This window comes from Paucibacter soli (genome assembly GCF_037482845.1).
Taxonomy (GTDB): Bacteria; Pseudomonadota; Gammaproteobacteria; order Burkholderiales; family Burkholderiaceae_C; genus Paucibacter_B; species Paucibacter_B soli.
Map to the genome: position 1 here is coordinate 56,200 of NZ_JBBHJW010000012.1, position 24,280 is coordinate 80,479.

Consider the following 24,280-nt stretch of genomic DNA (forward strand, 5'->3'; position numbering starts at 1 on the left):
AGAAACAACGCCATGCTGAAGATGAAGAACCTCTCCAAGGTCTATCGCACCGAGATGGTCGAGACCTATGCCTTGCGCGACTTCAACCTGGAGGTGAACGAAGGCGAGTTCGTCGCCGTCACCGGCCCCTCGGGCTCGGGCAAGACCACCTTCCTGACCATCGCCGGCCTGCTGGAAGCCTTCAGCGGCGGCCGCTATGAGCTGGACGGCGTGGACGTCAGCGCGATGAACGACGACCAGCGCTCGCGCCTACGCAACCAGAAGATCGGCTTCATCTTCCAGGCCTACAACCTGATCCCCGACCTCAACGTGCTCGACAACATCGAGGTGCCGCTGCGCTATCGCGGCATGAAGGGCGAGGAACGCCGCCGCCGCGCCCGCGAGGCGCTGGCGCGCGTGGGCCTGTCGGCGCGCGAGAAGCATTACCCGGCCGAGCTCTCGGGCGGGCAGCAGCAGCGTGTGGCCATTGCCCGCGCCCTGGCCGGCGAGCCGCGTCTGCTGCTGGCCGACGAGCCCACCGGCAACCTCGACAGCTCGATGGCGCGCAGCGTGATGGACCTGCTGGAGGAGCTGCACCGCGACGGCGCTACCATCGTGATGGTCACGCACGACCCGCAGCTGGCCGCGCGCGCGCAGCGCAATGTGCATGTGATCGACGGCCAGGTGGTGGACATCGCCGCCGAGCTGGGCCTGGCGGCCGACTTTAGCGCCCCCAGGGCCACGGTGTTCGCGTGATGCCCCTCAAGCCAATCAAGCCCCTGCTGCTGGCGCTGCTGGCGGCCTGCGCGCTGCCAGGGCCGGCCGGCGCCGAAGACCTGCTGCAGGTCTATGCGCAGGCGCGCACCGCCGACCCGCTGCTGGCCGGCGCCGTGGCTCGGCGCGGCGTGCAGCGCGAGCTCGCCGCCCAGGCCGCTGCGGCGCTGCTGCCGCAATGGAGCCTCAGCCACAGCGAGATCCGCTACCAGGGCGATGGCGGGCGCGAGCAACGCAGCGCCAGCAGCCTCAAGCAGGTGCTGCTCGACCTCGGCAAGCTCGAGCAGTGGAGCGCCGAGCGCAGCCTGGTCTCGGCCGAGGAAGCGCGTGTGCAGGCGGCCGAGCAGGCCCTGTGCGCGCGCGTGGCCAGCGCCTATTTCGGCGTGCTGTCCGCGCAGGCCGCGCTCAGGAATGCCGAGGCCAACGAGGCCGCCTTGGCCCAGCAGGTGCAGCAGGCGCAGAAGCGCTTCAAGGCCGGACTCAGCGCCGCCGTCGATGTGGAGCAGGCGCGCACCTATCACCAGCTCTCGCGCGGCGCCAGCATCCAGGCCCAGGAAAGCCTCGCCGATGCGCGCCAGGCCCTGGCCGAAATCACCGGCCAGCAGCCCGGCACGCTGCAGGCGCTGGCCGCCGATCTGCAGGCGCAGGCGCCAGATCCACAGGCGCGCGAGGCCTGGGTGGCGCGCGCGCTGCAGGCCAACCCGGCGCTGCGCGCGCAAGACCTGACCCTGCAATCCAGCGAGCAGCGCATCAAGGCCGCCGGCGCGGCGCATCTGCCCACTATCAGCCTCGGCGTGGACAGCATGCGGCGCCAGGGCTCGGCGCTCGTGCCCGCGGACGCCGGGCGTCAGCTCACCCAGGTGGGCCTGCAGCTCAACATCCCGCTGTTCGCGGGGGGCGCGACCGAGTCGGCCAAGCGCCAGGCGGTCTATCAGCGCGACGCGGCACGCGAGCAGCTGGAGGCGGCGCGCCGCGCCCTGGTGCGCGAGACCGAAGGCCAGTACCAGGCGGTGCGCGCCAGCATGGCGCTGCTGCAAAGCACCGAGGCGGCGGTGCAGGCCGCCAACCAGGCGCTCGCCTCCACCCGCGCCGGCCAGGCCCTGGGCACGCGCGGCATGACCGATCTGCTGCTGGCGATCCAGAGCCAGACGGCCGCCCAGGGCGCGCATGAGCAGGCGCGCCACCGCTATGTGCTGGCCACCCTGCTGCTGCAGCAGGCGGCCGGCCAGCTCGGCGAAGCCACGCTCGCCACCGTCAACCAGCTGCTGCAATCCAAAGGGGAATCCTGATGCTCGGCCATTACTTCGAACTGGCGCTGCGCAGCTTCAAGAGCAGCCGCGGCCTCACCATCCTGATGCTGCTGACCATTGCCATCGGCGTGGCCGCATGCATGACCACCTTGACCGTGTACGTCGTGCTCTCGCGCGACCCCATCCCGAGCAAGAGCCAGCAGCTCTACAACATCCAGCTCGACGCGCAGCGCCTGGGCAACGGCTTCCAGCCCGGCGGCGAACCGACTTACCAGCTGACCCGCTTCGACGCCGAGGCGCTGCTGCGCGAGGCGCGCGCCGACAAGCAGGTGATGATGACCGGCGGCGGCGTGGCGCTGACCCCGGAGCAATCCGGCGAGCGCCCGTTCACGGCGAGGGCGCGCTACGCCAGCGCCGACTTCTTCGCGATGTTCGAGGTGCCGTTCCTGTACGGCAGCGGCTGGAGCAAGGCCGATGACGACAGCGAGGCGCGCGTGGTGGTGATCTCGCGCGAGCTCAACGAACGCCTGTTCGGCGGCGTCGACAGCCGCGGCAGGACACTGCGCCTGCGCGACAAGGACTTGCGCATCATCGGCGTGCTGGACCACTGGCGCCCGGTGCCGCATTACTTCGACATCAGCCTGGGCAGCTATGCCAGCACCGCCGAGGTGTTCGTGCCCTTCAGCACCGCCATCACGCTGAAGTTCAGCTCCTGGGGCAACTTCAACTGCTGGGCCAGCGTGGCCGCTCCCGAGGTGCGCGGTCTCGGCGCGCCCTGCGCCTGGGTGCAGTACTGGGCGCAGCTGGACACGCCCGCCAAGGCCAGCGCCTACCTGGACTATCTGAAGCAGTATTCCGACCAGCAGCGCAGCGCCGGCCGCTTTGAGCGCCCCACCAATGTGCGCATGCGCCCGGTGATGGAGTGGCTGAAGGTGCAGCAGGTGCTGCCCAGCGACGTCAGCCTGCAACTCTGGCTGGCCTTCGGCTTCCTGGCCGTCTGCCTCACCAACACGGTGGGCCTGCAGCTCGCCAAGGCGCTGCGGCGCTCGGGCGAAATCGGCGTGCGCCGCGCGCTGGGCGCCCCCAAACGCGCCATCTTCATGCAGTTCCTCGTCGAGGCGGGCAGCCTGGGCCTGGTGGGCGGCCTGCTGGGCCTGGCCTTGACCGGGCTGGGTATCTGGGCGGTGCGCCAGGGCAGCAGCGAATACGCCAAGCTGGTGCAGATGGATGTCGCGATGCTGGCCACCACCCTGGGGCTGGCCCTGCTGGCCAGCCTGCTCGCGGGCCTGCTGCCGGCCTGGCGGGCCGCCCAGGTCCAGCCCGCCCTGCAACTGAAGACCCAATGAGGAGCCTCACCATGGATTTGCTGCCCATACTCGCGACGCTCAAGCGTCACAAGACCGCCGCCGGCCTGATCGTGTTGCAGGTCGCGCTCACCTGCGCCATCGTCTGCAATGCGCTGTTCCTCATCATGCAGCGGCTGGAGCGCATCGACGAGCTCAGCGGCATGGCCGATCAGGAGCTGGTGGCGATTTCGACCACCGGCATCGGCCCCAGCCAGAACCCCGAGGCGCAGACGCGCGAGGACCTGCAGGCCCTGCGCGGCGTGCCCGGCGTCCAGCATGTCAGCGTCATCAACCAGGTGCCTTATGGCGGCCAGCTGTCGATGAGCTCGCTGCGCCTGGTGCAGGACGAGAACGCGCCGGGCGTGAGCGCGGCCGCCTACAACGGCAGCGAGCAATGGCTGCAGACGCTGGGGCTGAAGCTGGTCGCGGGGCGCGACTTCGAGGCCGGTGAATACCTTGACGACGGCGCCTTCAGCGCCGACCCGGACAGCAAGCTGGCGGCACTGGTGATCAACCGCGCGCTGGCCGAGCGCCTGTTCCCGGGGCTCGACCCGATCGGTCAGCAGGTCTACGGCCTGGGCAGCGGCCCGACCCGCATCGTCGGCGTGGTGGAGCGCCTGATCAGCCCGCATCCGGGCGGCAACGAGGAGATGAACCGCTACAGCATGGTGATGCCGGTGCGCCAGAGTTTCCGCGGCGGCGCCTATCTGCTGCGCTGCGCCGCGGCCGACCGCGATCGCGTGCTCAAGGCCGGCATCGCCGCGCTCGACAGGACCGGCCCGGGCCGCATCTTGCGCGAGCAAAAGACGCTCAGCGAGCTGCGCGCCGCCTATTACGCAAGCGACCGCAATATGGTGCTGCTGCTGGCGGCTGTGTGCCTGGCACTGATGGTGGTGACCGCCTTCGGCATCGTCGGCCTGGCCAGCTTCTGGGTGCAGCAGCGCACCCGCATGATTGGCACGCGGCGCGCCCTCGGCGCCACCCGGGGTCAGATCTTGCGCTATTTCCAGGCCGAGAACTTCCTGCTCTCCAGCGTCGGCATCGTGCTGGGCATGTCGGCCGCCTACGGCATCAGCCTCTTGCTGATGCACAGCTATGAGATGCCGCGCCTGCCCTGGAGCTATCTGCCGGTGGGCGCGCTGGTGCTGTGGGCGCTCGGCCAGCTGGCGGTGCTGGCGCCGGCGCGCCGCGCGGCGGCGCTGCCGCCGGTGGCGGCGCTGCGCGCCTGACGTATGCTGCCCCCGCCATGCGCACCGTACTCATCATCGACGACAACCCCGGCGTGGGCGAGGCGCTCTCGCTGCTGCTCTCGCTCAACGACATCCGCGCGCTGTACGCGAGCGAGCCCGAGCAAGGCCTGGCCCTGCTGGCCACCGAACCGGTGGACCTGGTGATACAGGACATGAACTTCAGCGCCGACACCACCTCGGGCGCCGAGGGCCGCGCGCTGTTCCAGCGCATCCGCGCCCTGCACCCCGACCTGCCGGTGATCCTGCTGACCGCCTGGACCCAGCTGGAGCAGGCGGTGGCGCTGGTGAAGGCAGGCGCGGCCGACTACCTGGCCAAGCCTTGGGACGATGTGAAGTTGCTGGCGACGCTGGAAAACCTGCTGGAGTTGGCGGAATCGACGCGCGAGCTGCAGCGCAGCCACCAGGCGCGCCGCCAGCGCCTGGCCGCGCTGCGACAGCGTTTTCGCCTGGACGATCTGGTGTTCGCCTCGGACGCCATGCTGGCCACGCTGGAGATGGCCTGCCAGGTGGCGCGCGCGCCGCTGCCGGTGCTGATCAGCGGGCCGAACGGCAGCGGCAAGGAACGCATCGCCGCCATCGTGCACGCCAACTCGGCGGTAGCCGGCGGCCCCTTTGTCGCGCTGAACTGCGGCGCGCTGCCGGGCGAGCTGATCGAGGCCGAGCTGTTCGGCGCCGAGAGTGGCGCCTATACCGGCGCCAACAAGGCGCGCGAGGGCCGCTTCGAGGCGGCCGACGGCGGCACCCTGTTCCTGGACGAGATCGGCAACCTGCCGCTGGCCGGCCAGGTCAAGCTCTTGCGGGTGCTGGAGACCGGCCGCTTCGAGCGCCTGGGCTCCAATCGCACGCGCGAGACCAAGGTGCGCGTGCTCTCTGCCACCAATGCCGACCTGAAGGCCATGGTGGCGGCGGGCAGCTTCCGCGAAGACCTCTACTACCGCCTCAATGTGATCGATCTGCGGCTGGCGCCGCTGTCCGAGCGGCGCGAGGATGTGCTGCCGCTGGCCGAGCACTTCCTAGCCGAGCATGGGCGCCAGAGCGGCGCGCAGCCGCGACTCAGCGAGGCCGCACGCGAGGCCCTGCTGGCGCATGCCTGGCCGGGCAATGTGCGCGAGCTCAAGAACGCGGTGGCACGCGCCGCCCTGCTGTGCCAGGGCGGGCAGATCCAGCCCGCCGACCTGGCGCTGGCACCGGCCCAGCCGGTGGCCGCGCGCAGCCTGGACGAACCCAGCCGCGAGGCCGTGGAGGCCGCACTGGCCGCGGCCGGCGGCGTGGTGGCGCGCGCGGCGCAGGGCCTGGGCCTGTCGCGCCAGGCGCTGTACCGCCGCATGGACCGCTACGGCCTGCCGGGCGACTGACGATGAGCCTGCACTGGCGCCTCGTCCTGCTGCTGTGGTTCAGCGCCCTGCTGGGCTGGCTCTTGCACGCCGCCCTGGTGAGCTGGCCGCTGCCGCAGCTGCTGGCCTGGGCGGGGGCCGAACCCTTGCCCACCGGCTGGCCCGCGCTGCTGCTGACCCTGGGCGTCATGCTGCCGCTCTGCCTGATCGCGGCTGCGGGCGCTCTGGCGCCGCTCAAGCGCCTCTTGCGCGCATTGGAAGGTGCGGTGCTGAGCTACCGCGACGGCGACTTCAGCGGCTCGCTCGCCGCCCAGGGGCGCGGCGAGCTGGCCCAGCTGACGCGCCTGCACAAGGAGCTGGGCCTGGCCCTGCGCGAACAGCGCCAGCAGCTGGCACAGCGCGAGCTGCTGCTCGACAGCGTGGTGCAGAACACCCCGGTGGCGCTGCTGCTGGTGGATGGCAAGGATCAGATCGCCTACGCCAATATCGCCGCGCGCCAAATGCTGGGCGAGGGCCGCAGCCTGCAGGGGCGCATCCTGGAGCTGCTGCTGGCCGAGGCCCCCGCCGGCCTGGCCGAAGCGCTGCACAGTGGCCGCGACCAGCTCTTCACCATCAATGAAAAGGACGGCGAGGAAAGCTTCCATGTCTCGCAGCGCCTGCTCAGCCTGCAGGGCCTGCCGCACCGGCTGATCCTGTTGCGGCGCATGACGCGCGAGCTCTCGCGCCAGGAGGTGGCGAGCTGGAAGCGCGTGATCCGCGTCATCAGCCATGAGCTCAACAACTCGCTGGCGCCGATCTCCTCGCTGGCGCACAGCGGCGCCGAGCTGGCGCGGCGCGGCGATCTGCAGCGCATTCCCGGCGTGTTCGCCAGCATCGGCGAGCGCGCGCGCCATCTGCACAGTTTTCTGGCCGGCTATGCCAGTTTTGCCAAGCTGCCCGCGCCACGCATCGAGGTGGTGGAATGGGCCGGCTTTGTCGAGTCGCTGGGCGCGCACTGCCGCTTTCGCGTCGAGGGCAGTCTGCCCGTCGCGGCGGCACGCTTTGACGCCGCGCAGATCGAGCAGGCCCTCATCAACCTGGTCAAGAACGCCCATGAGGCCGGCGGCGATGGCGATCAGGTGTGCCTGTCCATCCAGGCCCAGGGCGCCGCCTGGCGCCTTTGCGTGGCCGACCGCGGCCCCGGCATGAGCGAGGCGGTGCTGGCGCAGGCGCTCCTGCCCTTCTACTCCACCAAGCGCAGCGGCACCGGCCTGGGCCTGGCGCTGGCGCGCGAGATCGCCGAGGCCCATGGCGGGCGCATCGCGCTGGCAAACCGCGCGGGCGGCGGCCTGCAGGTGAGCCTATGCTTGCCGCGATGAACAAGTTCAAAGCACTCCAGGCCCACGCGGCCTCACTGCCCGGCGCCACCGTTGACATCAAATGGGGCAACAGCTGGGTGGCCAGCGTGGGTGGAAAAATGTTTCTGTGCGGTGGGCCCGAGCCGGGCCTCTGGACCGGCTGCTCGTTCAAGGTGGACGAGCACCGCTTCCTCGAACTCAGCGGCCTGCCCGGGCTGCGCCCCGCGCCCTATGCGGCACGCTACCGCTGGGTGCAGCTGCAAGACCCCAAGGCCCTGCCCTTGGCCGACCTGCTGGCGCTGGTGAGCCGCTCGCATGCGCTGGTGTTCAGCAAGCTGACGAAGAAGCTGCAACGAGAGTTGGGGGCGGGCCAGGGCTGAACGGGGCAGCCCCCTGTCACTCCGCGCTTGTCCTGCGCAACCTTGCACCGGACTTCCGGCTTAGGGAGATCGGGCGCTTTGGCAGGACAAGCAGGGTCAATCTTTACCCTTCAGTCAAGACCTGCCCCCATGTGGCAGCGCCCCAGTCGGGCAAGGCCGTCCGTTTACTTGCGCGCGCGCCGCACCACGCCCATGCCAGCCAGCGCCAGCCCCACCAGCAGGTAGCTGGCGGGCTCGGGCACCTTGTTACGCACATCATCACGGGTCAGTTCCTTGTCGAACAAGCGGATCTGGGCCACGCTGCCGCTGGCGAACTCGCCCTGGCCGCCACCCACCACGTTGTCGGCAAAGAAGTGGATCAGGCGCTCAGGATTGGCGCCGCCATAGGTGTTGAAGTCCAGCACATCGCTGACCAGATCGAACTGGAACACGCCGTCCATATAGGCCACCAGGTGGCCGGCGCCGTTGTTGGTCAGGGACACGCGGTGGTATTCACCAAAGGTGAAGGTGTTGGGGCCGCCACCCACCGGGTAGACCTGCAGGTGGTTGCCCGGCTCGATGTAGAGCGAGTTGTCGCTCGTGCGGTTGGAGACGCCGAAGATTTCCTTCCAGCTGCCGTTGTCGGCATTGAACTTGAAGGTCATGTCCACCGTATAGGCATTGCCGTGCGTCAGCAGGCCGGTGGTGTTGAGCGACAGCCCGGCCTGCTCGCTGGGCCTGCGGTTGCCATTGAACTGATAGACGATCTGGCTGTTGCCGAACACGGTGTCGGTCACGAAGGCATTCAGGCCCAGGGGGTCGATGGCCACCAGCGCGGGCGCCGCGCCGTCGGCGTTCAGGGTGTTGGCGAAATTCCAGGTCGCCACCGGAACGGGCAGGGCCAGGGCGGCGCCGGCGAGGCTCATGGCCAGGGAGGCCAGCGCAAACTTAAAACTCTTCATCAGATGCATTCAAGGGTTTGGTGATCGGAAAGAAAGCCGCGCAGCGGCGACAGCCAGGGGCTGAGTGCGAGCCGGCGATGATAGGTACTTGACGCCAGCCGGCCACCCCCGATCCGGGGGCCAAGGCGCCAGCACCGACCATCGGGGAAAGCCCCAGGCCCAAACTTTCAGCGTGTGGGCCCCTGGCCGCTAGCCTCCCGGCTTTGCACCCAACAAGCTGCACCATGATGAAGCATCAATCCCTCAAGCTCACGACCCTGGCCCTGCTGCTGCAGCTGGCCGGCGCGGCCTTTGCTGCCCCTTTGAGTTCCGGCCTCGACATGCCCGGTTTCGACCCCGCCATGCGCGCCCAGGACGATTTGTTCCGCGCCGCCAATGGCGGCTGGATGAAGGCCACCGAGATCCCGGCCGACAAGTCCGAGTATGGCGCCTTCATCCAGCTGCGCGACCTCAGCGACAAGCGCGTGCGCGCCATCGTCGACGAGCTGGCCACGCAGCAGCACCCGCGCGGCAGCGTGGCGCAGAAGGTCGGCGCCTTCTACGCCAGCTTCATGAATACCGAGGCGATCGACAAGGCCGGGCTGGCGCCGATCAAGCCGCTGCTGGCCGAGATCGATGCGATCAAGTCGCTCAAGGAGCTGGCCGCCTGGCAGGGCCGCATGCAGGGCCGGCTGGAAACGCCGGTGCAGCTGTGGGTGATGGGCGACTTCAAGGAGCCCACCGTGAATCGCGCCCTCACCTGGCAGGGCGGCCTGGGTCTGCCGGACCGCGACTACTACCTGAAGAAGGACGACGAGCGCATGGGCAAGGCGCGCGCCGCCTACGCGCAATACCTGACCCTGCTGGCCACGCAGGCTGGCGAGGCCAAGCCCGCCGAGGCCGCGGGCCGCGTGATGGCGCTGGAGCAGCGCATTGCCGAGGCGCATTGGGACAAGGTCGAGAACCGCAATATGGTGAAGATCTACAACCCGATGACGCCCGCCGAGCTGGCCAAGGCGGCGCCGGGCTTCGACTGGGCCGGCTTCATGGCCGCCGCCCGCCTGGCCGGGCAGGACCGCCTCTCGATCTCGCAGCCCAGCGCCGTCAGCGCGATCGCCAAGCTCTATGGCGAGCTGCCGCTGGCCGACTGGAAGCTCTACTTCAAGCTGCACCTGCTGGACACCACCGCCGACCTGCTGCCCAAGCCGCTGCGCGAGGCGCGCTTCGCCTTCCGCGGCACCGCGCTGACCGGCGCCACCGAGGAGAAGCCGCGCTGGCAGAAGGCCATCGCCGACCTCAATGGCGCGCTCGGCGAGGCGGTGGGCCAGCTCTATGTGGCCAAGCATTTTCCGCCCGCCTACAAGGCACGCATGCAGGAGCTGGTGGGCAATCTGCTGGCCTCCTACAAGGAGTCGATCGACGGCCTCGCCTGGATGACCCCCGCCACCAAGGCGCAGGCCCAGGACAAGCTGGGCAAGTACATGGTGAAGATCGGCTACCCGGACGCCTGGCGCGATTACAGCAAGCTCGATGTGCGCGCCGGCGACGCGCTGGGCAATGCGCTGCGCTCGGGCCGTTTCGAGTGGGAGCGCGTGGCCGCCAAGGCCGGCAAGAAGGTGGACCGCGCCGAATGGGGCATGACGCCGCAGACCGTGAACGCCTACTACAACCCCACGCTCAACGAGATCGTGTTCCCGGCCGCCATCCTGCAGCCGCCCTTCTTCGACATGGGCGCCGACGATGCGGTGAACTACGGCGCCATCGGTGCGGTGATAGGCCATGAGATCAGCCATGGTTTCGACGACCAGGGCAGCCAGTTCGACGGCGACGGCGTGCTGCGCAACTGGTGGACCGAGGCCGACCGCAAGGCCTTCGAGGCGGTGGGCGCCAGGCTGGTGGACCAATACGCGGCCTACGAGCCGATCGCCGGCAAGAAGCTCAACGGCAAGCTGACCCTGGGCGAGAACATCGCCGACCTCTCGGGCCTGCAGATCGCCTACAAGGCCTATCTGCGCTCGCTGGGCGGCAAGCCCGCCGCGACCATAGACGGCTACAGCGGCCAGCAGCGCTTCTTCATGGGCTGGTCGCAGGCCTGGCGCGAGAAGGTGCGCGAGGAGCGCTCGCTGCAGCTGCTCACCACCGATCCGCATTCGCCGCCCGAGTTCCGTGCCAATGGCGCCGCCGTCAACCACGACGGCTTCCATGAGGCCTTCGGCACCAAGGAGGGCGACAAGATGTTCAAGCCCGCAGGCGAGCGCATCCGCATCTGGTAAGCCCCGGGGCTTGCGCGCCCCGGGCGTGCCGAATCACGACATTCGGCACGCTCAGGCCGCGCGAAATGACCGGAAATGGCGCGCGGGGCGCCCAAGCTGGCTACAGTAGGTCGCCCGCAACAGCCGCCTACCATTGCCCAGGATGAGCCCCGCCCCCAAGCCGCAGCCGGACCTGGCCTCGCGCAGCACGCCCGCCGAGGCCGCGCTGCGCGAAGCCGACGAGATCTGGAAACTGGCGCTCGAAGCCACCGGCGATGGCGTCTGGGACTGGTGGGTGCAGGAGGGGCGCGAAACCTTCTCGCCTGGCTACCTGGCCATGTATGGCTTCACCCAAGCCGAGATCGAGGAAAGCCCCGAGGCCTTCGACGCGCGCACCCACCCCGACGACATCGCCCAGATGGAGCTGGACCGGCAGGCGCATTTCGAAGGCCTGACGCCCAGCTATGTGAACGAGCACCGGGTGCGCTGCAAGGACGGCAGCTGGAAATGGATTCTGACGCGCGGCATGGTGATTGCCCGCGACGAGGAGGGCCGGCCGCTGCGCATGGTGGGCACGCATACCGACATCACGCACCGCAAGGAAAGCGAGGCGCTGATCTGGCAGCAGGCGCACCTGGACGCCCTCACCGGCCTGCCGAATCGCCGCATGCTGCGCGAGCGCCTGGAACGCCAGCTTGAGCTGTGCGGCGGGGCGGGCCAGCAGCTGGCGGTGCTGTTCCTCGATCTGGACCATTTCAAGGAGGTCAACGACACGCTGGGCCATGGCAAGGGCGACGCGCTGCTGCTGCAGGCGGCGCAGCGCATCCGCGCCGTGCTGCGCCCCCAGGACACGGTGGCGCGCATGGGCGGCGACGAGTTCACCGTGCTGATGCCCGATGTGGCAGGGCGCGCGGAGGTCAACGCGGTGGTCGAGTCCCTGATCGCAGCCATGGCCACCGTCTACCTCCTGGATGATGAACGAGCCTTCGTTTCGGCCAGCGTGGGCATTGCACTCTTCCCCGAGCATGGCCGCGAGATCGAAGCGCTCTTCAAGCATGCCGACCAGGCGCTCTACGTGGCCAAGGACAGCGGTCGCAACCGCTATCACTACTTCACGCCCGAGCTGCAGGCGCAGGTACGCATGCGCGTGCGCCTCACCAACGACCTGCGCGGCGCGGTCGAACGCGGCGAGTTCAGGCTGGTTTACCAGCCCATCGTCGAGCTGGCCAGCGGCCGCATCGTCAAGGCCGAGGCCCTGCTGCGCTGGCAGCATCCGCAGCTGGGCCTGATCACACCCGGCGAATTCATTGCGCTGGCCGAGAACAGCGGCCAGATCGTCGAGATCGGCGAATGGGTGTTCCGCGAGGGCGCGGCGCAGGTACAGGCCTGGCGGCGTGCGCTGGCGCCGCAATTCCAGCTCAGCATCAACAAGTCGCCGCTGCAGTTCCGCGCCGAGACCGGCGTGCACTCGCTGTGGGTCGCGCAGCTGGAAGCGATGGGCCTGCCCGGCTCGGCGCTCGCCGTCGAGATCACCGAGGGCCTGCTGCTCGAGCGCCACAGCCCGGCGGGCGAGCAGTTGGCGCATCTGCGCCGCGCCGGCATCAGCATTGCGCTGGACGATTTCGGCACCGGCTATTCATCGCTTTCGTATCTGCAGCGCTACGAGCTCGACGAGCTCAAGATCGATCGCAGCTTCGTCAGCCATCTGCAGCCGGGCTCCAAGGATCTGGCCCTGTGCAAGGCCATCATCACCATGGCCCATGAGCTGGGCATGAGGGTGGTGGCCGAGGGCGTGGAGACGGCCGCGCAGCGCGATCTGCTGCTGGAGGCCGGCTGCGATCTGGGCCAGGGCTACTGGTTCGCGCGTCCGATGGCCGCGCCGGCGCTGGAGCGCCTGCTGGAAAACAGCATCGGCTAGGGCCAGGCGAACCATGGCTTGCACCGTCACCACCTTCGCCCGCCGGCTCGCGCTGCTGGCCTGCCTGCTGCTCGGCGCGCCGACGGCCCTGGCCGAGCCCGAACCCCAGACGGTCTGGGTGGGTGGCTATGCCTTCCCGCCCTTCGTCGACAAGGGTTCCGGCGTGACGTATGACCTGCTCGCGGCGATGAACCGCTTCCAGCAGGACTATCGCTTCCGCTTCATTCCCACCTCGTCCAAGCGCCGCTATGCCGACCTCGCGCGCGGCGCCTTCAGCATGATCCTGTTCGAGAACATCGAGTGGGGCTGGGACCGCCAGCAGGTGGAGGCCAGCAAGGTCTATCTGCAGGGCGATGGCGAGGTCTATGTGGCGCTGAACAAGCCCGGACGCGACCAGCGCTTCTTCGACGATCTGAGCCAGCGCAGCCTGATCGCCGTGACCGGCTATCACTATGGCTTCGCCAATTTCAACGCGGATGCCGCCGAACTCAGGAAGCGCTACCGCATCACCTTCAGCGACGACAACGAAGCCAGCCTGCGCATGCTGCAACTGGAGCGCGGCGAGGTCGCCATCATCACCCGCTCCTATCTGCAGCACTATCTGCAGGCCATGCCGGCGCTGAAGGGACACCTGCTGGTCTCGGACCGCATGGACCAGGCCTATGCGCACACCGCCCTGGTGAAGAAGGGCAGCCGCCCCAGCGCCGAGGAGATCGACGCCCTGCTCGGCCGCATGGCGGCCAGCGGCGCGCTGGCCGAGGTCTGGCGCAAATACGGGCTTGAGAACCGCTGAGCGGCGAAGCCCGGAAGAGGACTCGGTCAGGTCCTGCGACCCCGGCGCCGCAAGCATGCGGGCGCCTTTCGAGTCCTCACGCAAAGTCCGCAGGGACTTTGCTTCCTGGGCCGCAGAAATGACAAAGGCCAGCACTTGTGTGCTGGCCTTTTTCAATTTGGTGCCCAGGAGAGGACTCGAACCTCCACGGAGTTACCCGCTAGTACCTGAAACTAGTGCGTCTACCAATTCCGCCACCTGGGCTTTCAGTTTTCCTCGTCAAACTCGCTTGGCGCTTGTTGTTCAACGAAGAGGCCGGACTATAGCATGTAAATTTGCAATTTCAAGAAACTTTCTTCAAGGCCGCGAACACGCGGTCCACATCGTCCAGGCTGGTGCGCCAGTTGCTGAAGGCCGCGCGCACGGCCCAGCGGCCCTGGAACAGGGTGGGCGTGAGGAAGGCCTCGCCGGTATCGCGCAGGCGCTCCAGCAGGGCCTGCACGCTGGCGCGGTCCTCCAAGCCTTGCACGGCGAAGCAGACGATGTTGAGGCGCACCGGCGCCAGCAGCGTGAGGGTCAGGTCTTGCTCGACCAGCTCGCCCAGGCGGCGCGCACCGTCGATATTGCGCGACACGATCTCGGCATGGCCTTCGCGTCCATAGGCCTGCACCGCAAACCAGGCCGCGAGCGCGCGCCAGCGGCGCGAGTTCTCGGGCGTGAGGTGCACGAAGTCCGGCCGCTCACCGGGGTCGCCCAGATAGGCCGCCGCGTTCTGGAACACGCGCAGCTGCAATTCACGATGCCGGGTGAACTGCAGCGCGCTGTCGTAGGGCACGTTCATCCATTTGTGGCAGTCCACGCAGACCGAATCGGCGGCGTCCAGCCCCCCCACCTGGGCCGCCACCCGTGGGTCCAAGGTGGCGAAAGCGCCAAAAGCGGCGTCCACATGCAGCCAGAAGGGGTAGCGCTGGCGCAGCGCGGCGATCGCCTGCAGATCGTCGAAGTCCCCACTGTTGACGGTGCCGGCATTCGCCACCACGATCACCGGCCGCCCCTGCTGGGCCAGCAGCGCCCGCTCCAGCGCCGCCACGTCGACGGCATCGCGCCCCGCCTGCGTCGCCACCAATTGCAGCGCCTGGCGGCCCAGGCCCAGCATAGCGAGCGCCTTGTGGATGCTGGAATGCGGCGCGCCGGAGAGCAGCGTCACCGGCCCGAGTGCCGCCACGCCGGCCTCGCTGACGTGCAGGCCCTGCTGCTCGCCCAGCCATTCGCGCGCCAGCGCCAGGCCGACGAAGTTGGACATGGTGGCGCCCGAGACAAACGCGCCCTCATGCGCCGCCCCCAAGCCGAACCAGTCTGCCAGCTCGCGCACCGTCTGGCGCTCCAGCTCGGGCGCATCGGAATCCCAGCCGGCCGTTGGGTTCTGGTCCAGCGCCGCGGTGAGCCAATCGCCCACCAGGCTGGCCGGCGTGGCCCCGCCGGTCACAAAGCCCAGATAGCGTGGCCCGGCGCTGGCCGCCAGGCGCGGCAGCCAATGCCGCTCAAACAGGCGCAGCGCCGCCGCGGCGCCCGGCTCGGCGCTGCGCAGCAGCTGCGCCTGCGGCGGCCGCGGGCACACCGCGGCCGGCTGCGCGCCCAGGCCCAGCAGGCTGATCAGCGCGGTCTCGCGTGCCTGCGTCAGCAGCTCGGGTAGCGCCATCAAATCGCGTTTCAACAGTTCGTGCATGGGCACCTCCTGCCCCCATGCTAGAGTCGATTGGACCGATTCAAGCAATCCAATTCAAGCATCATGGACTGGCCACAGCACCCCGCCCTGCAAGCCGCGCTGCTGCAGTCGCCGCGCTACGCCGCACTCGCCACCGCGCTGCAAGGCCTGATCCTGCGCGGCGAGCTGCTGCCCGGCGACCGCCTGCCGCCCGAGCGCCGCCTGGCCGAATGCCTGGCCTTAAGCCGCAGCACCGTGGTGGCCGCCTACGCGCGCCTGGCCGAGGCCGGCTGGGTGAGCGCGCGCCAGGGCCAGGGCACCACCGTCAGCGCCGGCCCGCCCGGCCATGTGGCGGCGGGCAAGCGCCATGTGCGCCTGGGCAATCCGGCGCTGCGCCGTGCGGGCGGCGCGGACGGCGCGGCCTGGGTGGACTTCGGCCTCGCCACCGCCGTGCCCGAGCTGGCCTGGCTGCAGCCCAGCCCCGCCAGCGCCAGCCTGGTGCTGCGCGAAAGCGCCTACCAACCCGAGGGCATGCTGGCGCTGCGCGAACGCATCGCCGCGCGCTACACAAGCCAGGGCCTGGCCACCGCACCCGAACAGGTGCTGGTGTGCGCGGGCGCGCAGCAGGCCATCAGCCTGCTCGCACAGCAGTACCTGGCGCCCGGTGAGCGCGTGCTGCTGGAAGCGCCCAACTACTTCGGTGCCATCGATGTGTTCCGCAGCTGCGGCGCGGTGCTCGATGAGCTGCCGGTGCAGCCGCGCGCGGGCCATGCGGCGGCCTTCACCGCGGCGCTGGACAGCGGCCGCCACAAGCTCGCCTATGTGTGCCCGGCCCTGCACAACCCCAGCGGCATGAGCTGGAGCCGCAGCGCGGTGGAACGCCTGGCGCGCAGCGCCGCGCGCGGCAGCGGCCTGCTGCTGGTGGACGACTCGCTGGCCGAGCTGCATTTCGAGGCGGACGCCAGGCCCATGCCGGCGCCGCGCGGCGCCCCCATCGTGCACATCGGCAGCCTCTCGAAGACGCTCTGGGCCGGCCTGCGCATCGGCTGGCTGCGCGCCCCCGCGCCCATCATCGAGGTGCTGCGCCGCGCCAAGGCCAATGCCGACATCGCCTGCAGCGCGCTCAGCAGCGCGCTGGCCTGCGAGCTGCTGGACCGCTACGACAGCCTGCTGGCGCCACGCCGAGCGCAGCTGCAGACACAGGCCCGGCAGCTGATCGCCGCGCTGCGCGAACAGCTGCCGCACTGGCGCGTGCAGATGCCCGAGGGCGGCCTGTTCCTGTGGGTGCAGCTGCCCGCGCACGGGCGCGACGCCGAGGCCTGGGTGGAGGCCGCCGCGGCGGCCAGGGTCCGCTTGACCCCGGGCACGGCGATGACGACGGGCCCAGGCTACCAGCGTCATCTGCGCCTGGCCTTTACACAAGCCAGCATGCAGGCGCAGGAGGGCGTGCGGCGCCTGGCGGCGCTTGAGTCGCGATGAGCGCCTAAACGTCGAACTTCACGCCCTGCGCCAGCGGCAGCTCGCGCGAGTAGTTGACCGTGTTGGTGCTGCGGCGCATATAGGCCTTCCAGGCGTCGGAGCCCGACTCGCGGCCGCCGCCGGTTTCCTTCTCGCCACCGAAGGCGCCGCCGATCTCGGCGCCCGAGGTGCCGATATTGACGTTGGCAATGCCGCAGTCCGAGCCACTGGCCGACATGAAGGCCTCGGCCTCGCGCACATCGTTGGTGAAGATCGCCGAGGACAGGCCTTGCGGCACCTCGTTCTGCAGCGCAATCGCCTCGTCCAGGCCCCCCTCGTACCTCAGGGTGTAGAGGATGGGCGCAAAGGTCTCGTGCCTGACGATCTCGGTCTGCGCCGGCATGCGCACCAGGGCCGGCACGGCGTACCAGGCCTCGGGGTAGCGCTCGGCCAAGACACGCTCGCCACCGCTCACCGATCCGCCCTGCGCGCGTGCCGCGGCCAGGGCTTGTTGCATCGCGTCGAAGGCCGCCTGGTCGATCAGCGGGCCGATCAAGTTGCCGGCCTCCACGGGCGAGCCGATCTTGAGCTGGGCGCGCGCCTTGTCGAGCCGGCTCACCAACTCATCATGGATGCTGCTGTGCGCGATCACGCGGCGCGTGCTGGTGCAGCGCTGGCCGGCCGTGCCATAGGCGCCGAACAGGATGCCGCGCACCGCCAGGTCCAGGTCGGCGCTGGGGGTCACGATGATGGCGTTGTTGCCGCCCAGCTCGAGCAGGCAGCGGCCGAAGCGCGCGGCCACGCGCGGCCCCACGGCGCGGCCCATGCGGGTCGAGCCGGTGGCCGAGACCAGCGCCACTTGCGGGTGGTCCACCATCGCCTCGCCCAGCGCCGCCCCGCCGTTCAGCAGCTGCGAGAGGTGCGCGGGCGCGCCCTCGTACCTTGCGAGCGCGCGCTCGAACAGCGCCTGCGTCGCGAGCGCCGTCAGCGGCGTCTTCTCGGACGGCTTCCAGATGCAGGTATCGCCGCAAACCAGCGCCAGCGCCGCGTTCCAGGCCCACACCGCCACCGGGAAGTTGAAGGCCGAGATGATGCCCACCACGCCCAGCGGCAGGTACTGCTCCATCATGCGATGGCCGGGGCGCTCGCTGGCGATGGTCAGGCCATGCAGCTGGCGCGACAGGCCGACGGCGAAGTCGCAGATGTCAATCATCTCCTGCACCTCGCCCTCGCCTTCGCTGGTGACCTTGCCGGCCTCCAGCGAAACCAGCCGGGCCAGCTCGGCCTTGTGGGCGCGCAGCTCGGCGCCGAACAGGCGCAGCAGCTCGCCGCGCTTGGGTGCCGGCACATTGCGCCATTGCAGGAAGGCCGCATGCGCGCGCGCCACGGCGGCGCGCATGTCTTCCGCGCTGGCTTCGTGGACCGCGCCGAGCGCAGCACCGTCGATGGGCGAGCGCACCTTCAGCGTGCCGCCGCTATGGGCCGAGGAGGGAACGCCCAGGGCGTTGAGAAGATCGGTGGATGGCGTGTTCATGCCCTGATTGTCCATGTTCGGCCCCGCAAGCCCCGCCACGGACGCTTGCAACAAACTGTGCCGCTTGTCGGCCTGGCACGCCGCTTGCTCGTTGAGTGCATATCTCGCAAAGGAGTGCACCATGAGGCAACAGCAGCTGATGATGGGCCACGGCCACCGGTTCCTGACGGCGATGAAGGCCATGGTCCTGGTGGCCGCCGTCTGGGGCTTGGTGTACCCCGCCCTGCTCTGGATTCTTGAGCGTGCGCTCGCGCCGCTCTGAACTGGGCCGCATCTCATGAGCGCCATCACCGTCGCACCCCGCCCGGCCTTCTGGCGTGCCATCAAGGCGATGCTGTTGTGGGGGCTGCTGCTCCCGCTGCTGCTATGGCTGGGCTTTGCGCTGCTGAACGCGCTGGAGGGCGATGTGCGCGAGGCGCGGCTGGCACCCGCGCTCGGCACCACGGCTCAGGCCTGAGCCGGACCTAAGCCAAACCGAAGGGATCGTCCACCGAATGCGCCGGCTGGCTGAACCAGCGCGGTCCCTCGGCCGTCATATAGACATGGTCCTCGTGGCGCACGCCAAACTCGCCCGGGCAGACGATCATCGGCTCGTTGCTGAAGCACATGCCGGGCTCAAGCAGCGTCTGGTCGTTGTCCACCAGATAGGGCCACTCGTGGATGTCCAGGCCGCAGCCATGGCCGGTGCGGTGCGGCAGGCCGGGTAGGGCATAGCCGGGCCCCAGGCCGGCGGCCTGCAGCACGCGACGCGCGGCGCGGTCCACCTCGCCGCAGGGCGTGCCCAGCTGTGCCGCCGCGAAGGCCGCCGCCTGCGCCGCCTGCTCCAGATTCCAGATCTCGCGCTGGCGTGCGCTCGGCGCGCCGAACACATAGCTGCGCGTGATGTCGGACATATAGCCATGCACCAGGCAGCCGGTGTCGATCAGCACCATATCGCCGTCCTGCAGCTGCTGCGGCTCCTTCACGCCATGCGGGAAGGCGCTGGCCGCACCGAACAACACGATGCAGAAGTAGGAGCCGCTCGCGCCGACGCGACGGTGCGCCTGGGCGATGAAGGCCTCCACCTCCACGGTGCTGATGCCGGGGCGCAGCATGCTGGCGGCCGCGCGCTGCACCGCCATGGTCATGTCATGTGCGCGCTGCATCAGCGCCAGCTCGTTCGCGCTCTTGCGCATGCGGCCATGCGCCGTCACCGGCTTGGCGTTCAGCCATTGATGGCCCGAGCCCTGCTGCTGCAGACCGTCCACCACGAAGAAGGGGCAGTCCTCGCTCAGGCCGACCTTGGCCCCGGCGGGTATGCCGAGCGCCTGCAGGCGCTCGACCAGCAGCGCATAGGGGCTCTCATGCTCATGCCATAGATGCAGGCCGCCGGACACCTGCATGTACTCGCGCAGCGTACCTTCCTCGAAGGCCGGCGCCAGGTATTGCGGCTCGCCCTCGGCCGGGATGATGGCGCCCACCAGGCGCTCGCTGGGATACCAGATGGTGCCGGTGAAGTAGCGCAGATTGCTGCCGGCATGCACATAGATGGCCGCCCAGCCGAGTTCGCGCATGCGCGCCTGCGCCCTGGCCACACGCTCGCGGTATTCCGCCAGCGCAATCGGCTGGGCGCCGTTGAACATATTGCCCAGGCCCATCAAGGCCTCTTCGGCGCTCTTGCCGCCCACACCCAGGGTCATGTCTTGCTCCTCGATTAGATATATTTGCAGAATACATCATTCACGAAAGCCCGCAGGACGCAGGTCGCCGAGTTCGCGTACAAACGCCCCCTGCAAGGAGATTCAAACATGAGCTATCTGATCCTGGGCCTGCTGCTGTTCCTGGGCGTGCATTCGCTGCGCATCGTGGCCGAAGACTGGCGCAGCCGCACGCGCGCGCGCCTCGGCGAGCAACCTTACAAGGGCCTCTACAGCCTGGTCTCGATTGCCGGCTTCGCGCTGCTGATCTGGGGCTATGGCCAGGCCCGCCTGGCATCGCAGCCGCTGTGGGCCAAGCTCCCCGGCATGGCGCATCTGGCCGCCCTGCTGACCCTGCTCGCCTTCGTGCTGCTGGCGGCGGCCTATGTGCCGCGCAACCATCTGAAGGCCAGGCTGCGCCACCCCATGGTGCTGGGCGTCAAGACCTGGGCGCTGGCACATCTGCTGGCCAACAACAGCCTGGCCGATGTGCTGCTGTTCGGTAGCTTCCTGGTCTGGGCAGCCTTGAGCTTCCGCGCCGCGCGCCAGCGCGACCGCGCCAATCCGCCCGCGCCCATCGCGGCCTCGGCCGCGGGCACGGCACTGACCCTGCTGGTCGGCTGCGCCGCCTGGGCCGGCTTTGCCTTCTGGGCGCATGGCGCCTGGATTGGGGTGCGCCCCTTGGGCTGAACGCGCGGGCCTACAGCAGCCCGCGCGTCTGCGCCATCAGGCGCGTCAGGCCCAGCATCGCATCGGTAAACGGCGTGGCGATGCCGCAATGCTGGGCGATCTCGCGCACCGAGGCCACCAGGGCATTGAGCTCCAGCGTGCGGCCGGCCTCCACGTCCTGCAGCATCGAGGTCTTGAAGGCCCCCAGCTTGCGCGTCACCTCGTGGCGCTGCTCGGGCGTCTGGCCCACCGCGCAGCCGATGCGCTCGCCGATCGCGGCGGCTTCGCGCATCACCGCAGTGACGAAACCGCGCACCAGCTCATCGTCCAGGATGCGATCGCAGGTGGCGCCGGTCAGCGCCGAGATCGGGTTCATGGTCATATTGCCCCAGAGCTTGTACCAGATGTCCTGCTGGATGCGCTCGGAGACGGTGGCGTTGAAACCGGCGCGCGTGAGCAGCTCGGCCAGGGCCGTGATGTAGCCAGGCCGGCCACCGGCGGGGTCGCCGATGATCAGGCCCATGCCCATCACATGCCTCACCAGGCCGGGCTCGGGCACCGAACAACTGGCATGCACCACACTGCCTATCACCCGCTCGGCCGGAATCGCCTGAGCGATCAGGCCGCCCGGGTCCACCGACTCCAGCTGCAGGCCATGGCAGGGGCCGGCAAGGCCCTTGAAGAACCACCAGGGCACGCCGTTCATCGCCACCAACACGCGCGTCTCGGGCCCCATCAGGGCGCGCACCAGCGGCGCCACAGCGGCCAGCGCCGGGCCCTTCACGGCCACCACCACCAGATCCTGCGGGCCCAGGTCGGCGGGCAGATCGCTGGCGCGTATCGGCACCGTGATGAGCTGGCCACCGCTGTCCATGCGCAGGCCATGCGTGCGCAGGGCCGCCAGGGTGGCGCCGCGCGCCAGCGCGCTGAGCTCCACCTCCGCGCCCAGCCGGTATCCGAGATGGGCCGCAAACCAGCCCCCGATGGCGCCCGCGCCGACGATGCAAATCTTCATGTGCTGCTCTTGCTGCGTTCTGAACCTGGCGCACAGTCTAGGGCCGGCGGCTGTCTTGCTGCGGATCACCCGCCACGCTACCCTAGGCATGAGGCGCTGAACATCGCGGGGGTGCCATGATGAGCAAGCTGTGGATGTTGTTGGCGAGTTGCCTGAGCAGCCTCTGCCTGGCCGCGCCGCCGCTGCAGATCAACACCGAGGATTCGCCGCCCTTCAATATGCTGGTGGACGGCCAGATCACCGGCAGCGCCACTGCCAAGATCAGGGCGCTGATGCACATGGCCAAGCTGGCCTACAAGATCGAGCTGATGCCCTGGCGCCGCGCCTACGAGGATGCCTTGCGGCGCGATCACACCTGCGTGTACTCGACCACCCGCACGCCCGAGCGCGAATCGCTGTTTAAGTGGGTCGGCCCGATCGCGTTCAACGAGTGGGTGCTGTTCGGCCGCAGCGATAGCGGCATCCAGCTCGGCAAGCTCGAGGATGCCCGCCCGTACACCATTGGCGCCTACAACGGTGATGTGCGCGAGAGCTATCTGCGCGCGCGCGAATTCAAGGTCGAGACCGCGGTGGCCGATGCGATCAATCCGCGCAAGCTGATGCTCGGCCGCATCGACCTCTGGGTTTCGGGCCGCTACGACGGCCATGTGCTGATCAGCCAGGGCGGCTACCAGGGCAAGATCGTGCCCTTGCTGAACTTCTATCGCTCGGAGCTTTATCTGGCCTGCAATCCGCAGCTGGACGAACAGCTGATCGACCGCCTCAATGTGTTGCTGGCGGTGATGCACCGCGACGGCACGATCACGGCGATCGACGAGCAATACAGGAATTGGCCCGGCCCGCCCTAAGCTCGTCCGCTCGTCCGCTCGGCCGCTTGGCCGCACAATGGGCGCTCATTGCGCCCCGAGACGATATGAAATACCTCCACACCATGGTCCGCGTGGCCGATCTGGACCAGAGCCTGGCCTTCTACCGCGACGCGCTGGGCCTTGAAGAAGTGCGCCGCAGCGAACACGCGGCCGGCCGTTTCACCCTGGTCTACCTGGCCGCCCCCGGCGACCACGATGCGCAGGTCGAACTGACCTACAACTGGGACAGCGAAGACTACGGCGGCGCGCGCAACTTCGGCCATATCGCCTATGCGGTGGACGATATCTACGCCAGCTGCCGGCGCCTGATGGAGCATGGCGTGAGCATCGTGCGGCCGCCGCGCGATGGCCGCATGGCCTTTGTGCGCTCGCCCGACGGCATCTCCATCGAGCTGCTGCAGGCCGGCCCCGCGCTGGCGCCGGCCGAGCCCTGGACCAGCATGCCCAATATCGGCAGCTGGTGATCCAACACCGCGACTGCGGCGTACTGCCTTCATCTCGACCACTGCGGAGCCCCGCCTTGCCCAAGTCTGCCGCCACCCTCTGTGCCAGCGCCCTGCTGGCCCTGCCCCTGCTGTGCACCGCCCAGGGCAAGCTCTTGCTGACCGGCGGCGTCTCCAGCATCGAAGGCGCGGCCGGCGGCGGGCTCACGCCCTGGGCGGTGACCGGCAGCTATGCCGGCCCCGGCGAGCTGGGCGGCAGCGCCTACCTCACGCGCGTGCGCAGCCAGGACTACGGCCTCAGCAGCTTCGGCGTGCTGGTGAGCCTGCATGACCGCGCCGAGTTCTCGCTGGCGCGCCAGGATTTCAGCACCGGCCCCACCGGCACCGCGTTAGGCCTGCCGGGCCTGCATCTGCGGCAGACGATTGCCGGCGCCAAGCTGCGCCTGGCCGGCGATGCGGTGCTGGACAGCGACCGGCTGCTGCCGCAGATCGCCATCGGCCTGCAGGCCAAGCGCCTGGACGCCGGCGGCCTGGAAGCCACGCTCAAGGGCCTGGGCGCCCAGACCCATGGGCTGGACTTCTATGCCAGCGCCACCAAGCTCCTGCTGGCGCACAGCACGCTCGTCAACCTGACCCTGCGCGCCAGCAAGGCCAACCAGGGTGGCCTGCTGGGCTTTGGCGGTAGCGCCAGCAGCCGCTACAGCCTCTGCCCCGAGCTCTCGGTGGCCTACCTGCTCAGTCGGCAGCTGGCGCTGGGCGCCGAGGTCCGCGTCAAGCCCGACAAGCTCAACCCTTCCGCCCTGGGCGCGGCGCTGCGCGAGGACGATTGGTGGGACCTGTTCCTGGCCTGGGCGCCCAACAAGCAGCTCTCGGTCACCGCCGCCTATGTGGATCTGGGCCGCATCGTGCCCGGCATCGTGCCGCGCCGTCAGACCGGCGCCTACCTCTCGGCCCAACTCGCCTTCTGACCCCCATGAAGCAGCTCCTCAGCATCGCCGCCCTGGCCCTGGCCTGCCTGCAGGCCAGCGCCCAGGCCCCCAGGGACGAGCTCTACCGGGCCCTGGGCGGCCAGGCCGGCATCGCGCGACTGAACGCCGACTTCGTGCCGCGCCTGTTCAAGAACCCGCGCATCCAGCATTTCTTCGCAAATGCCAGCCCCGAGAATCTGCAAGAGCAGCTCAGCGCGCAGTTCTGCGCCCTCAGCGGCGGCCCCTGCAGCTACGAGGGCGGCGACATGCAGGCCGTGCACGCGGACATGGGCATCACGCGCGCGCACTTCAACACCCTGGTGGAGGAGCTGCAGGCGGCCATGGACGCCACCGGCATTCCCTTCGCCACGCAGAACCGCCTGCTGGCCCTGCTGGCGCCGCTGCACCGCGACATCGTCACGCGCTGAGCG

Annotated in this window: 23 protein-coding genes and 1 tRNA gene; 18 read left to right on the forward strand and 6 right to left on the reverse strand. The window is 69.3% G+C overall.

Going from position 1 to position 24,280, the window contains the following annotated elements:
• Positions 1–12 precede the first annotated feature (12 nt).
• The 7 genes from WG898_RS22155 to WG898_RS22185 are packed head-to-tail and all read left to right on the forward strand — an operon-like array spanning position 13 to position 7,650.
• Entirely contained in the window at positions 13–735 is a 723-nt protein-coding gene (locus WG898_RS22155) for an ABC transporter ATP-binding protein (protein ID WP_339605093.1), read from the forward strand.
• Positions 735–2,042, forward strand: coding sequence for a TolC family outer membrane protein (locus tag WG898_RS22160; protein WP_339604960.1), 1,308 nt, complete (start codon positions 735–737; stop codon positions 2,040–2,042). Before WG898_RS22155 ends, WG898_RS22160 begins: the two co-directional genes overlap by 1 nt.
• Positions 2,042–3,349: an ABC transporter permease gene (locus WG898_RS22165; RefSeq protein ID WP_339604961.1), complete on the forward strand. Its 1,308-nt coding sequence runs from the start codon at positions 2,042–2,044 to the stop codon at positions 3,347–3,349. Before WG898_RS22160 ends, WG898_RS22165 begins: the two co-directional genes overlap by 1 nt.
• 11 nt (positions 3,350–3,360) lie before the next feature.
• Entirely contained in the window at positions 3,361–4,578 is a 1,218-nt protein-coding gene (locus WG898_RS22170) for an ABC transporter permease (protein WP_339604962.1), read from the forward strand.
• Between the two features lie 17 nt (positions 4,579–4,595).
• Positions 4,596–5,954: a sigma-54-dependent transcriptional regulator gene (locus tag WG898_RS22175; protein WP_339604963.1), complete on the forward strand. Its 1,359-nt coding sequence runs from the start codon at positions 4,596–4,598 to the stop codon at positions 5,952–5,954.
• Between the two features lie 2 nt (positions 5,955–5,956).
• The gene (locus tag WG898_RS22180; protein WP_339604964.1) at positions 5,957–7,291 is read left to right on the forward strand and encodes a sensor histidine kinase; all 1,335 of its coding nucleotides are present in this window, start codon (positions 5,957–5,959) and stop codon (positions 7,289–7,291) included.
• Positions 7,288–7,650 carry an MmcQ/YjbR family DNA-binding protein gene (locus tag WG898_RS22185; protein WP_339604965.1) on the forward strand — a complete coding sequence of 121 codons (363 nt, stop codon included), beginning with the start codon at positions 7,288–7,290 and terminating at the stop codon, positions 7,648–7,650. The genes WG898_RS22180 and WG898_RS22185 overlap by 4 nt, the downstream gene beginning before the upstream one ends.
• A gap of 164 nt (positions 7,651–7,814) precedes the next feature.
• Here WG898_RS22185 and WG898_RS22190 read toward each other — a convergent pair whose 3' ends face one another.
• A complete protein-coding gene (locus tag WG898_RS22190; protein WP_339604966.1) occupies positions 7,815–8,591 on the reverse strand; it encodes a PEP-CTERM sorting domain-containing protein in 777 nt (258 codons plus the stop codon).
• A 224-nt stretch (positions 8,592–8,815) separates the two neighbouring features.
• Between WG898_RS22190 and WG898_RS22195 the strand changes: the two genes are divergently transcribed.
• The 3 genes from WG898_RS22195 to WG898_RS22205 all read left to right on the forward strand — a co-directional run bounded on the left by WG898_RS22195 (position 8,816) and on the right by WG898_RS22205 (position 13,533).
• Positions 8,816–10,843: a M13 family metallopeptidase gene (locus WG898_RS22195; RefSeq protein ID WP_339604967.1), complete on the forward strand. Its 2,028-nt coding sequence runs from the start codon at positions 8,816–8,818 to the stop codon at positions 10,841–10,843.
• 142 nt (positions 10,844–10,985) lie between these two features.
• A complete protein-coding gene (locus WG898_RS22200) occupies positions 10,986–12,740 on the forward strand; it encodes a putative bifunctional diguanylate cyclase/phosphodiesterase (protein WP_339604968.1) in 1,755 nt (584 codons plus the stop codon).
• Between the two features lie 13 nt (positions 12,741–12,753).
• Positions 12,754–13,533, forward strand: coding sequence for a substrate-binding periplasmic protein (locus tag WG898_RS22205; protein WP_339604969.1), 780 nt, complete (start codon positions 12,754–12,756; stop codon positions 13,531–13,533).
• Positions 13,534–13,691: 158 nt separating this feature from the next.
• Here the strand turns inward: WG898_RS22205 and WG898_RS22210 are convergent.
• Together WG898_RS22210 and WG898_RS22215 are read right to left on the reverse strand one after the other, a co-directional pair.
• Positions 13,692–13,776, reverse strand: a tRNA-Leu gene (locus WG898_RS22210).
• 79 nt (positions 13,777–13,855) lie between these two features.
• The gene (locus WG898_RS22215) at positions 13,856–15,238 is read right to left on the reverse strand and encodes a pyridoxal phosphate-dependent decarboxylase family protein (protein WP_339604970.1); all 1,383 of its coding nucleotides are present in this window, start codon (positions 15,236–15,238) and stop codon (positions 13,856–13,858) included.
• A 63-nt stretch (positions 15,239–15,301) separates the two neighbouring features.
• Here WG898_RS22215 and WG898_RS22220 point away from each other — a divergent pair, with 63 nt between their 5' ends.
• Positions 15,302–16,696, forward strand: coding sequence for an aminotransferase-like domain-containing protein (locus WG898_RS22220; protein ID WP_339604971.1), 1,395 nt, complete (start codon positions 15,302–15,304; stop codon positions 16,694–16,696).
• 4 nt (positions 16,697–16,700) lie between these two features.
• Here the strand turns inward: WG898_RS22220 and amaB are convergent, their stop codons facing one another.
• Positions 16,701–18,209 (reverse strand): L-piperidine-6-carboxylate dehydrogenase, encoded by a 1,509-nt coding sequence (amaB, locus tag WG898_RS22225; protein WP_339604972.1) that lies wholly within the window; start codon positions 18,207–18,209, stop codon positions 16,701–16,703.
• 121 nt (positions 18,210–18,330) lie between these two features.
• Between amaB and WG898_RS22230 the strand changes: the two genes are divergently transcribed.
• Both WG898_RS22230 and WG898_RS22235 read left to right on the forward strand, forming a co-directional pair.
• On the forward strand, positions 18,331–18,471 hold the full coding sequence (locus WG898_RS22230; protein WP_339604973.1) for a hypothetical protein: 141 nt from the start codon (positions 18,331–18,333) through the stop codon (positions 18,469–18,471).
• Positions 18,472–18,486: 15 nt separating this feature from the next.
• The gene (locus WG898_RS22235; RefSeq protein ID WP_339604974.1) at positions 18,487–18,666 is read left to right on the forward strand and encodes a hypothetical protein; all 180 of its coding nucleotides are present in this window, start codon (positions 18,487–18,489) and stop codon (positions 18,664–18,666) included.
• Positions 18,667–18,673: 7 nt separating this feature from the next.
• Here the strand turns inward: WG898_RS22235 and WG898_RS22240 are convergent, their stop codons facing one another.
• The gene (locus WG898_RS22240; RefSeq protein ID WP_339604975.1) at positions 18,674–19,888 is read right to left on the reverse strand and encodes a M24 family metallopeptidase; all 1,215 of its coding nucleotides are present in this window, start codon (positions 19,886–19,888) and stop codon (positions 18,674–18,676) included.
• A 108-nt stretch (positions 19,889–19,996) separates the two neighbouring features.
• Here WG898_RS22240 and WG898_RS22245 point away from each other — a divergent pair, with 108 nt between their 5' ends.
• A complete protein-coding gene (locus WG898_RS22245) occupies positions 19,997–20,575 on the forward strand; it encodes an NnrU family protein (RefSeq protein WP_339604976.1) in 579 nt (192 codons plus the stop codon).
• A gap of 10 nt (positions 20,576–20,585) precedes the next feature.
• On the opposite strand, the gene WG898_RS22250 is transcribed toward WG898_RS22245, so the two are convergent.
• Positions 20,586–21,569, reverse strand: coding sequence for a 2-dehydropantoate 2-reductase (locus WG898_RS22250; RefSeq protein ID WP_339604977.1), 984 nt, complete (start codon positions 21,567–21,569; stop codon positions 20,586–20,588).
• A 116-nt stretch (positions 21,570–21,685) separates the two neighbouring features.
• On the opposite strand from WG898_RS22250, the gene WG898_RS22255 reads away from it, so the two are divergent.
• The 4 genes from WG898_RS22255 (at position 21,686) to WG898_RS22270 (ending at position 24,277) form a co-directional block, all read left to right on the forward strand.
• Positions 21,686–22,417, forward strand: a complete 732-nt coding sequence (locus WG898_RS22255; RefSeq protein WP_339604978.1) for a substrate-binding periplasmic protein — start codon at positions 21,686–21,688, stop codon at positions 22,415–22,417.
• Between the two features lie 65 nt (positions 22,418–22,482).
• The gene (locus tag WG898_RS22260) at positions 22,483–22,902 is read left to right on the forward strand and encodes a VOC family protein (RefSeq protein ID WP_339604979.1); all 420 of its coding nucleotides are present in this window, start codon (positions 22,483–22,485) and stop codon (positions 22,900–22,902) included.
• 56 nt (positions 22,903–22,958) lie between these two features.
• The gene (locus WG898_RS22265) at positions 22,959–23,849 is read left to right on the forward strand and encodes a DUF3034 family protein (protein ID WP_444718986.1); all 891 of its coding nucleotides are present in this window, start codon (positions 22,959–22,961) and stop codon (positions 23,847–23,849) included.
• Positions 23,850–23,854: 5 nt separating this feature from the next.
• A complete protein-coding gene (locus WG898_RS22270; RefSeq protein WP_339604980.1) occupies positions 23,855–24,277 on the forward strand; it encodes a group I truncated hemoglobin in 423 nt (140 codons plus the stop codon).
• Positions 24,278–24,280: the final 3 nt, after the last annotated feature.

What these genes read in the sequence shown, in the direction of transcription:
- WG898_RS22155 (WP_339605093.1), top strand. Translation starts at nt 13, where the DNA reads ATGCTGAAGATGAAGAACCTCTCCAAGGTCTATCGCACCGAGATGGTC.
- WG898_RS22160 (WP_339604960.1), top strand. Translation starts at nt 735, where the DNA reads ATGCCCCTCAAGCCAATCAAGCCCCTGCTGCTGGCGCTGCTGGCGGCC.
- WG898_RS22165 (WP_339604961.1), top strand. Translation starts at nt 2,042, where the DNA reads ATGCTCGGCCATTACTTCGAACTGGCGCTGCGCAGCTTCAAGAGCAGC.
- WG898_RS22170 (WP_339604962.1), top strand. Translation starts at nt 3,361, where the DNA reads ATGGATTTGCTGCCCATACTCGCGACGCTCAAGCGTCACAAGACCGCC.
- WG898_RS22175 (WP_339604963.1), top strand. Translation starts at nt 4,596, where the DNA reads ATGCGCACCGTACTCATCATCGACGACAACCCCGGCGTGGGCGAGGCG.
- WG898_RS22180 (WP_339604964.1), top strand. Translation starts at nt 5,957, where the DNA reads ATGAGCCTGCACTGGCGCCTCGTCCTGCTGCTGTGGTTCAGCGCCCTG.
- WG898_RS22185 (WP_339604965.1), top strand. Translation starts at nt 7,288, where the DNA reads ATGAACAAGTTCAAAGCACTCCAGGCCCACGCGGCCTCACTGCCCGGC.
- WG898_RS22190 (WP_339604966.1), bottom strand. Translation starts at nt 8,591, where the DNA reads ATGAAGAGTTTTAAGTTTGCGCTGGCCTCCCTGGCCATGAGCCTCGCC.
- WG898_RS22195 (WP_339604967.1), top strand. Translation starts at nt 8,816, where the DNA reads ATGATGAAGCATCAATCCCTCAAGCTCACGACCCTGGCCCTGCTGCTG.
- WG898_RS22200 (WP_339604968.1), top strand. Translation starts at nt 10,986, where the DNA reads ATGAGCCCCGCCCCCAAGCCGCAGCCGGACCTGGCCTCGCGCAGCACG.
- WG898_RS22205 (WP_339604969.1), top strand. Translation starts at nt 12,754, where the DNA reads ATGGCTTGCACCGTCACCACCTTCGCCCGCCGGCTCGCGCTGCTGGCC.
- WG898_RS22215 (WP_339604970.1), bottom strand. Translation starts at nt 15,238, where the DNA reads ATGCACGAACTGTTGAAACGCGATTTGATGGCGCTACCCGAGCTGCTG.
- WG898_RS22220 (WP_339604971.1), top strand. Translation starts at nt 15,302, where the DNA reads ATGGACTGGCCACAGCACCCCGCCCTGCAAGCCGCGCTGCTGCAGTCG.
- amaB (WP_339604972.1), bottom strand. Translation starts at nt 18,209, where the DNA reads ATGAACACGCCATCCACCGATCTTCTCAACGCCCTGGGCGTTCCCTCC.
- WG898_RS22230 (WP_339604973.1), top strand. Translation starts at nt 18,331, where the DNA reads ATGAGGCAACAGCAGCTGATGATGGGCCACGGCCACCGGTTCCTGACG.
- WG898_RS22235 (WP_339604974.1), top strand. Translation starts at nt 18,487, where the DNA reads ATGAGCGCCATCACCGTCGCACCCCGCCCGGCCTTCTGGCGTGCCATC.
- WG898_RS22240 (WP_339604975.1), bottom strand. Translation starts at nt 19,888, where the DNA reads ATGACCCTGGGTGTGGGCGGCAAGAGCGCCGAAGAGGCCTTGATGGGC.
- WG898_RS22245 (WP_339604976.1), top strand. Translation starts at nt 19,997, where the DNA reads ATGAGCTATCTGATCCTGGGCCTGCTGCTGTTCCTGGGCGTGCATTCG.
- WG898_RS22250 (WP_339604977.1), bottom strand. Translation starts at nt 21,569, where the DNA reads ATGAAGATTTGCATCGTCGGCGCGGGCGCCATCGGGGGCTGGTTTGCG.
- WG898_RS22255 (WP_339604978.1), top strand. Translation starts at nt 21,686, where the DNA reads ATGATGAGCAAGCTGTGGATGTTGTTGGCGAGTTGCCTGAGCAGCCTC.
- WG898_RS22260 (WP_339604979.1), top strand. Translation starts at nt 22,483, where the DNA reads ATGAAATACCTCCACACCATGGTCCGCGTGGCCGATCTGGACCAGAGC.
- WG898_RS22270 (WP_339604980.1), top strand. Translation starts at nt 23,855, where the DNA reads ATGAAGCAGCTCCTCAGCATCGCCGCCCTGGCCCTGGCCTGCCTGCAG.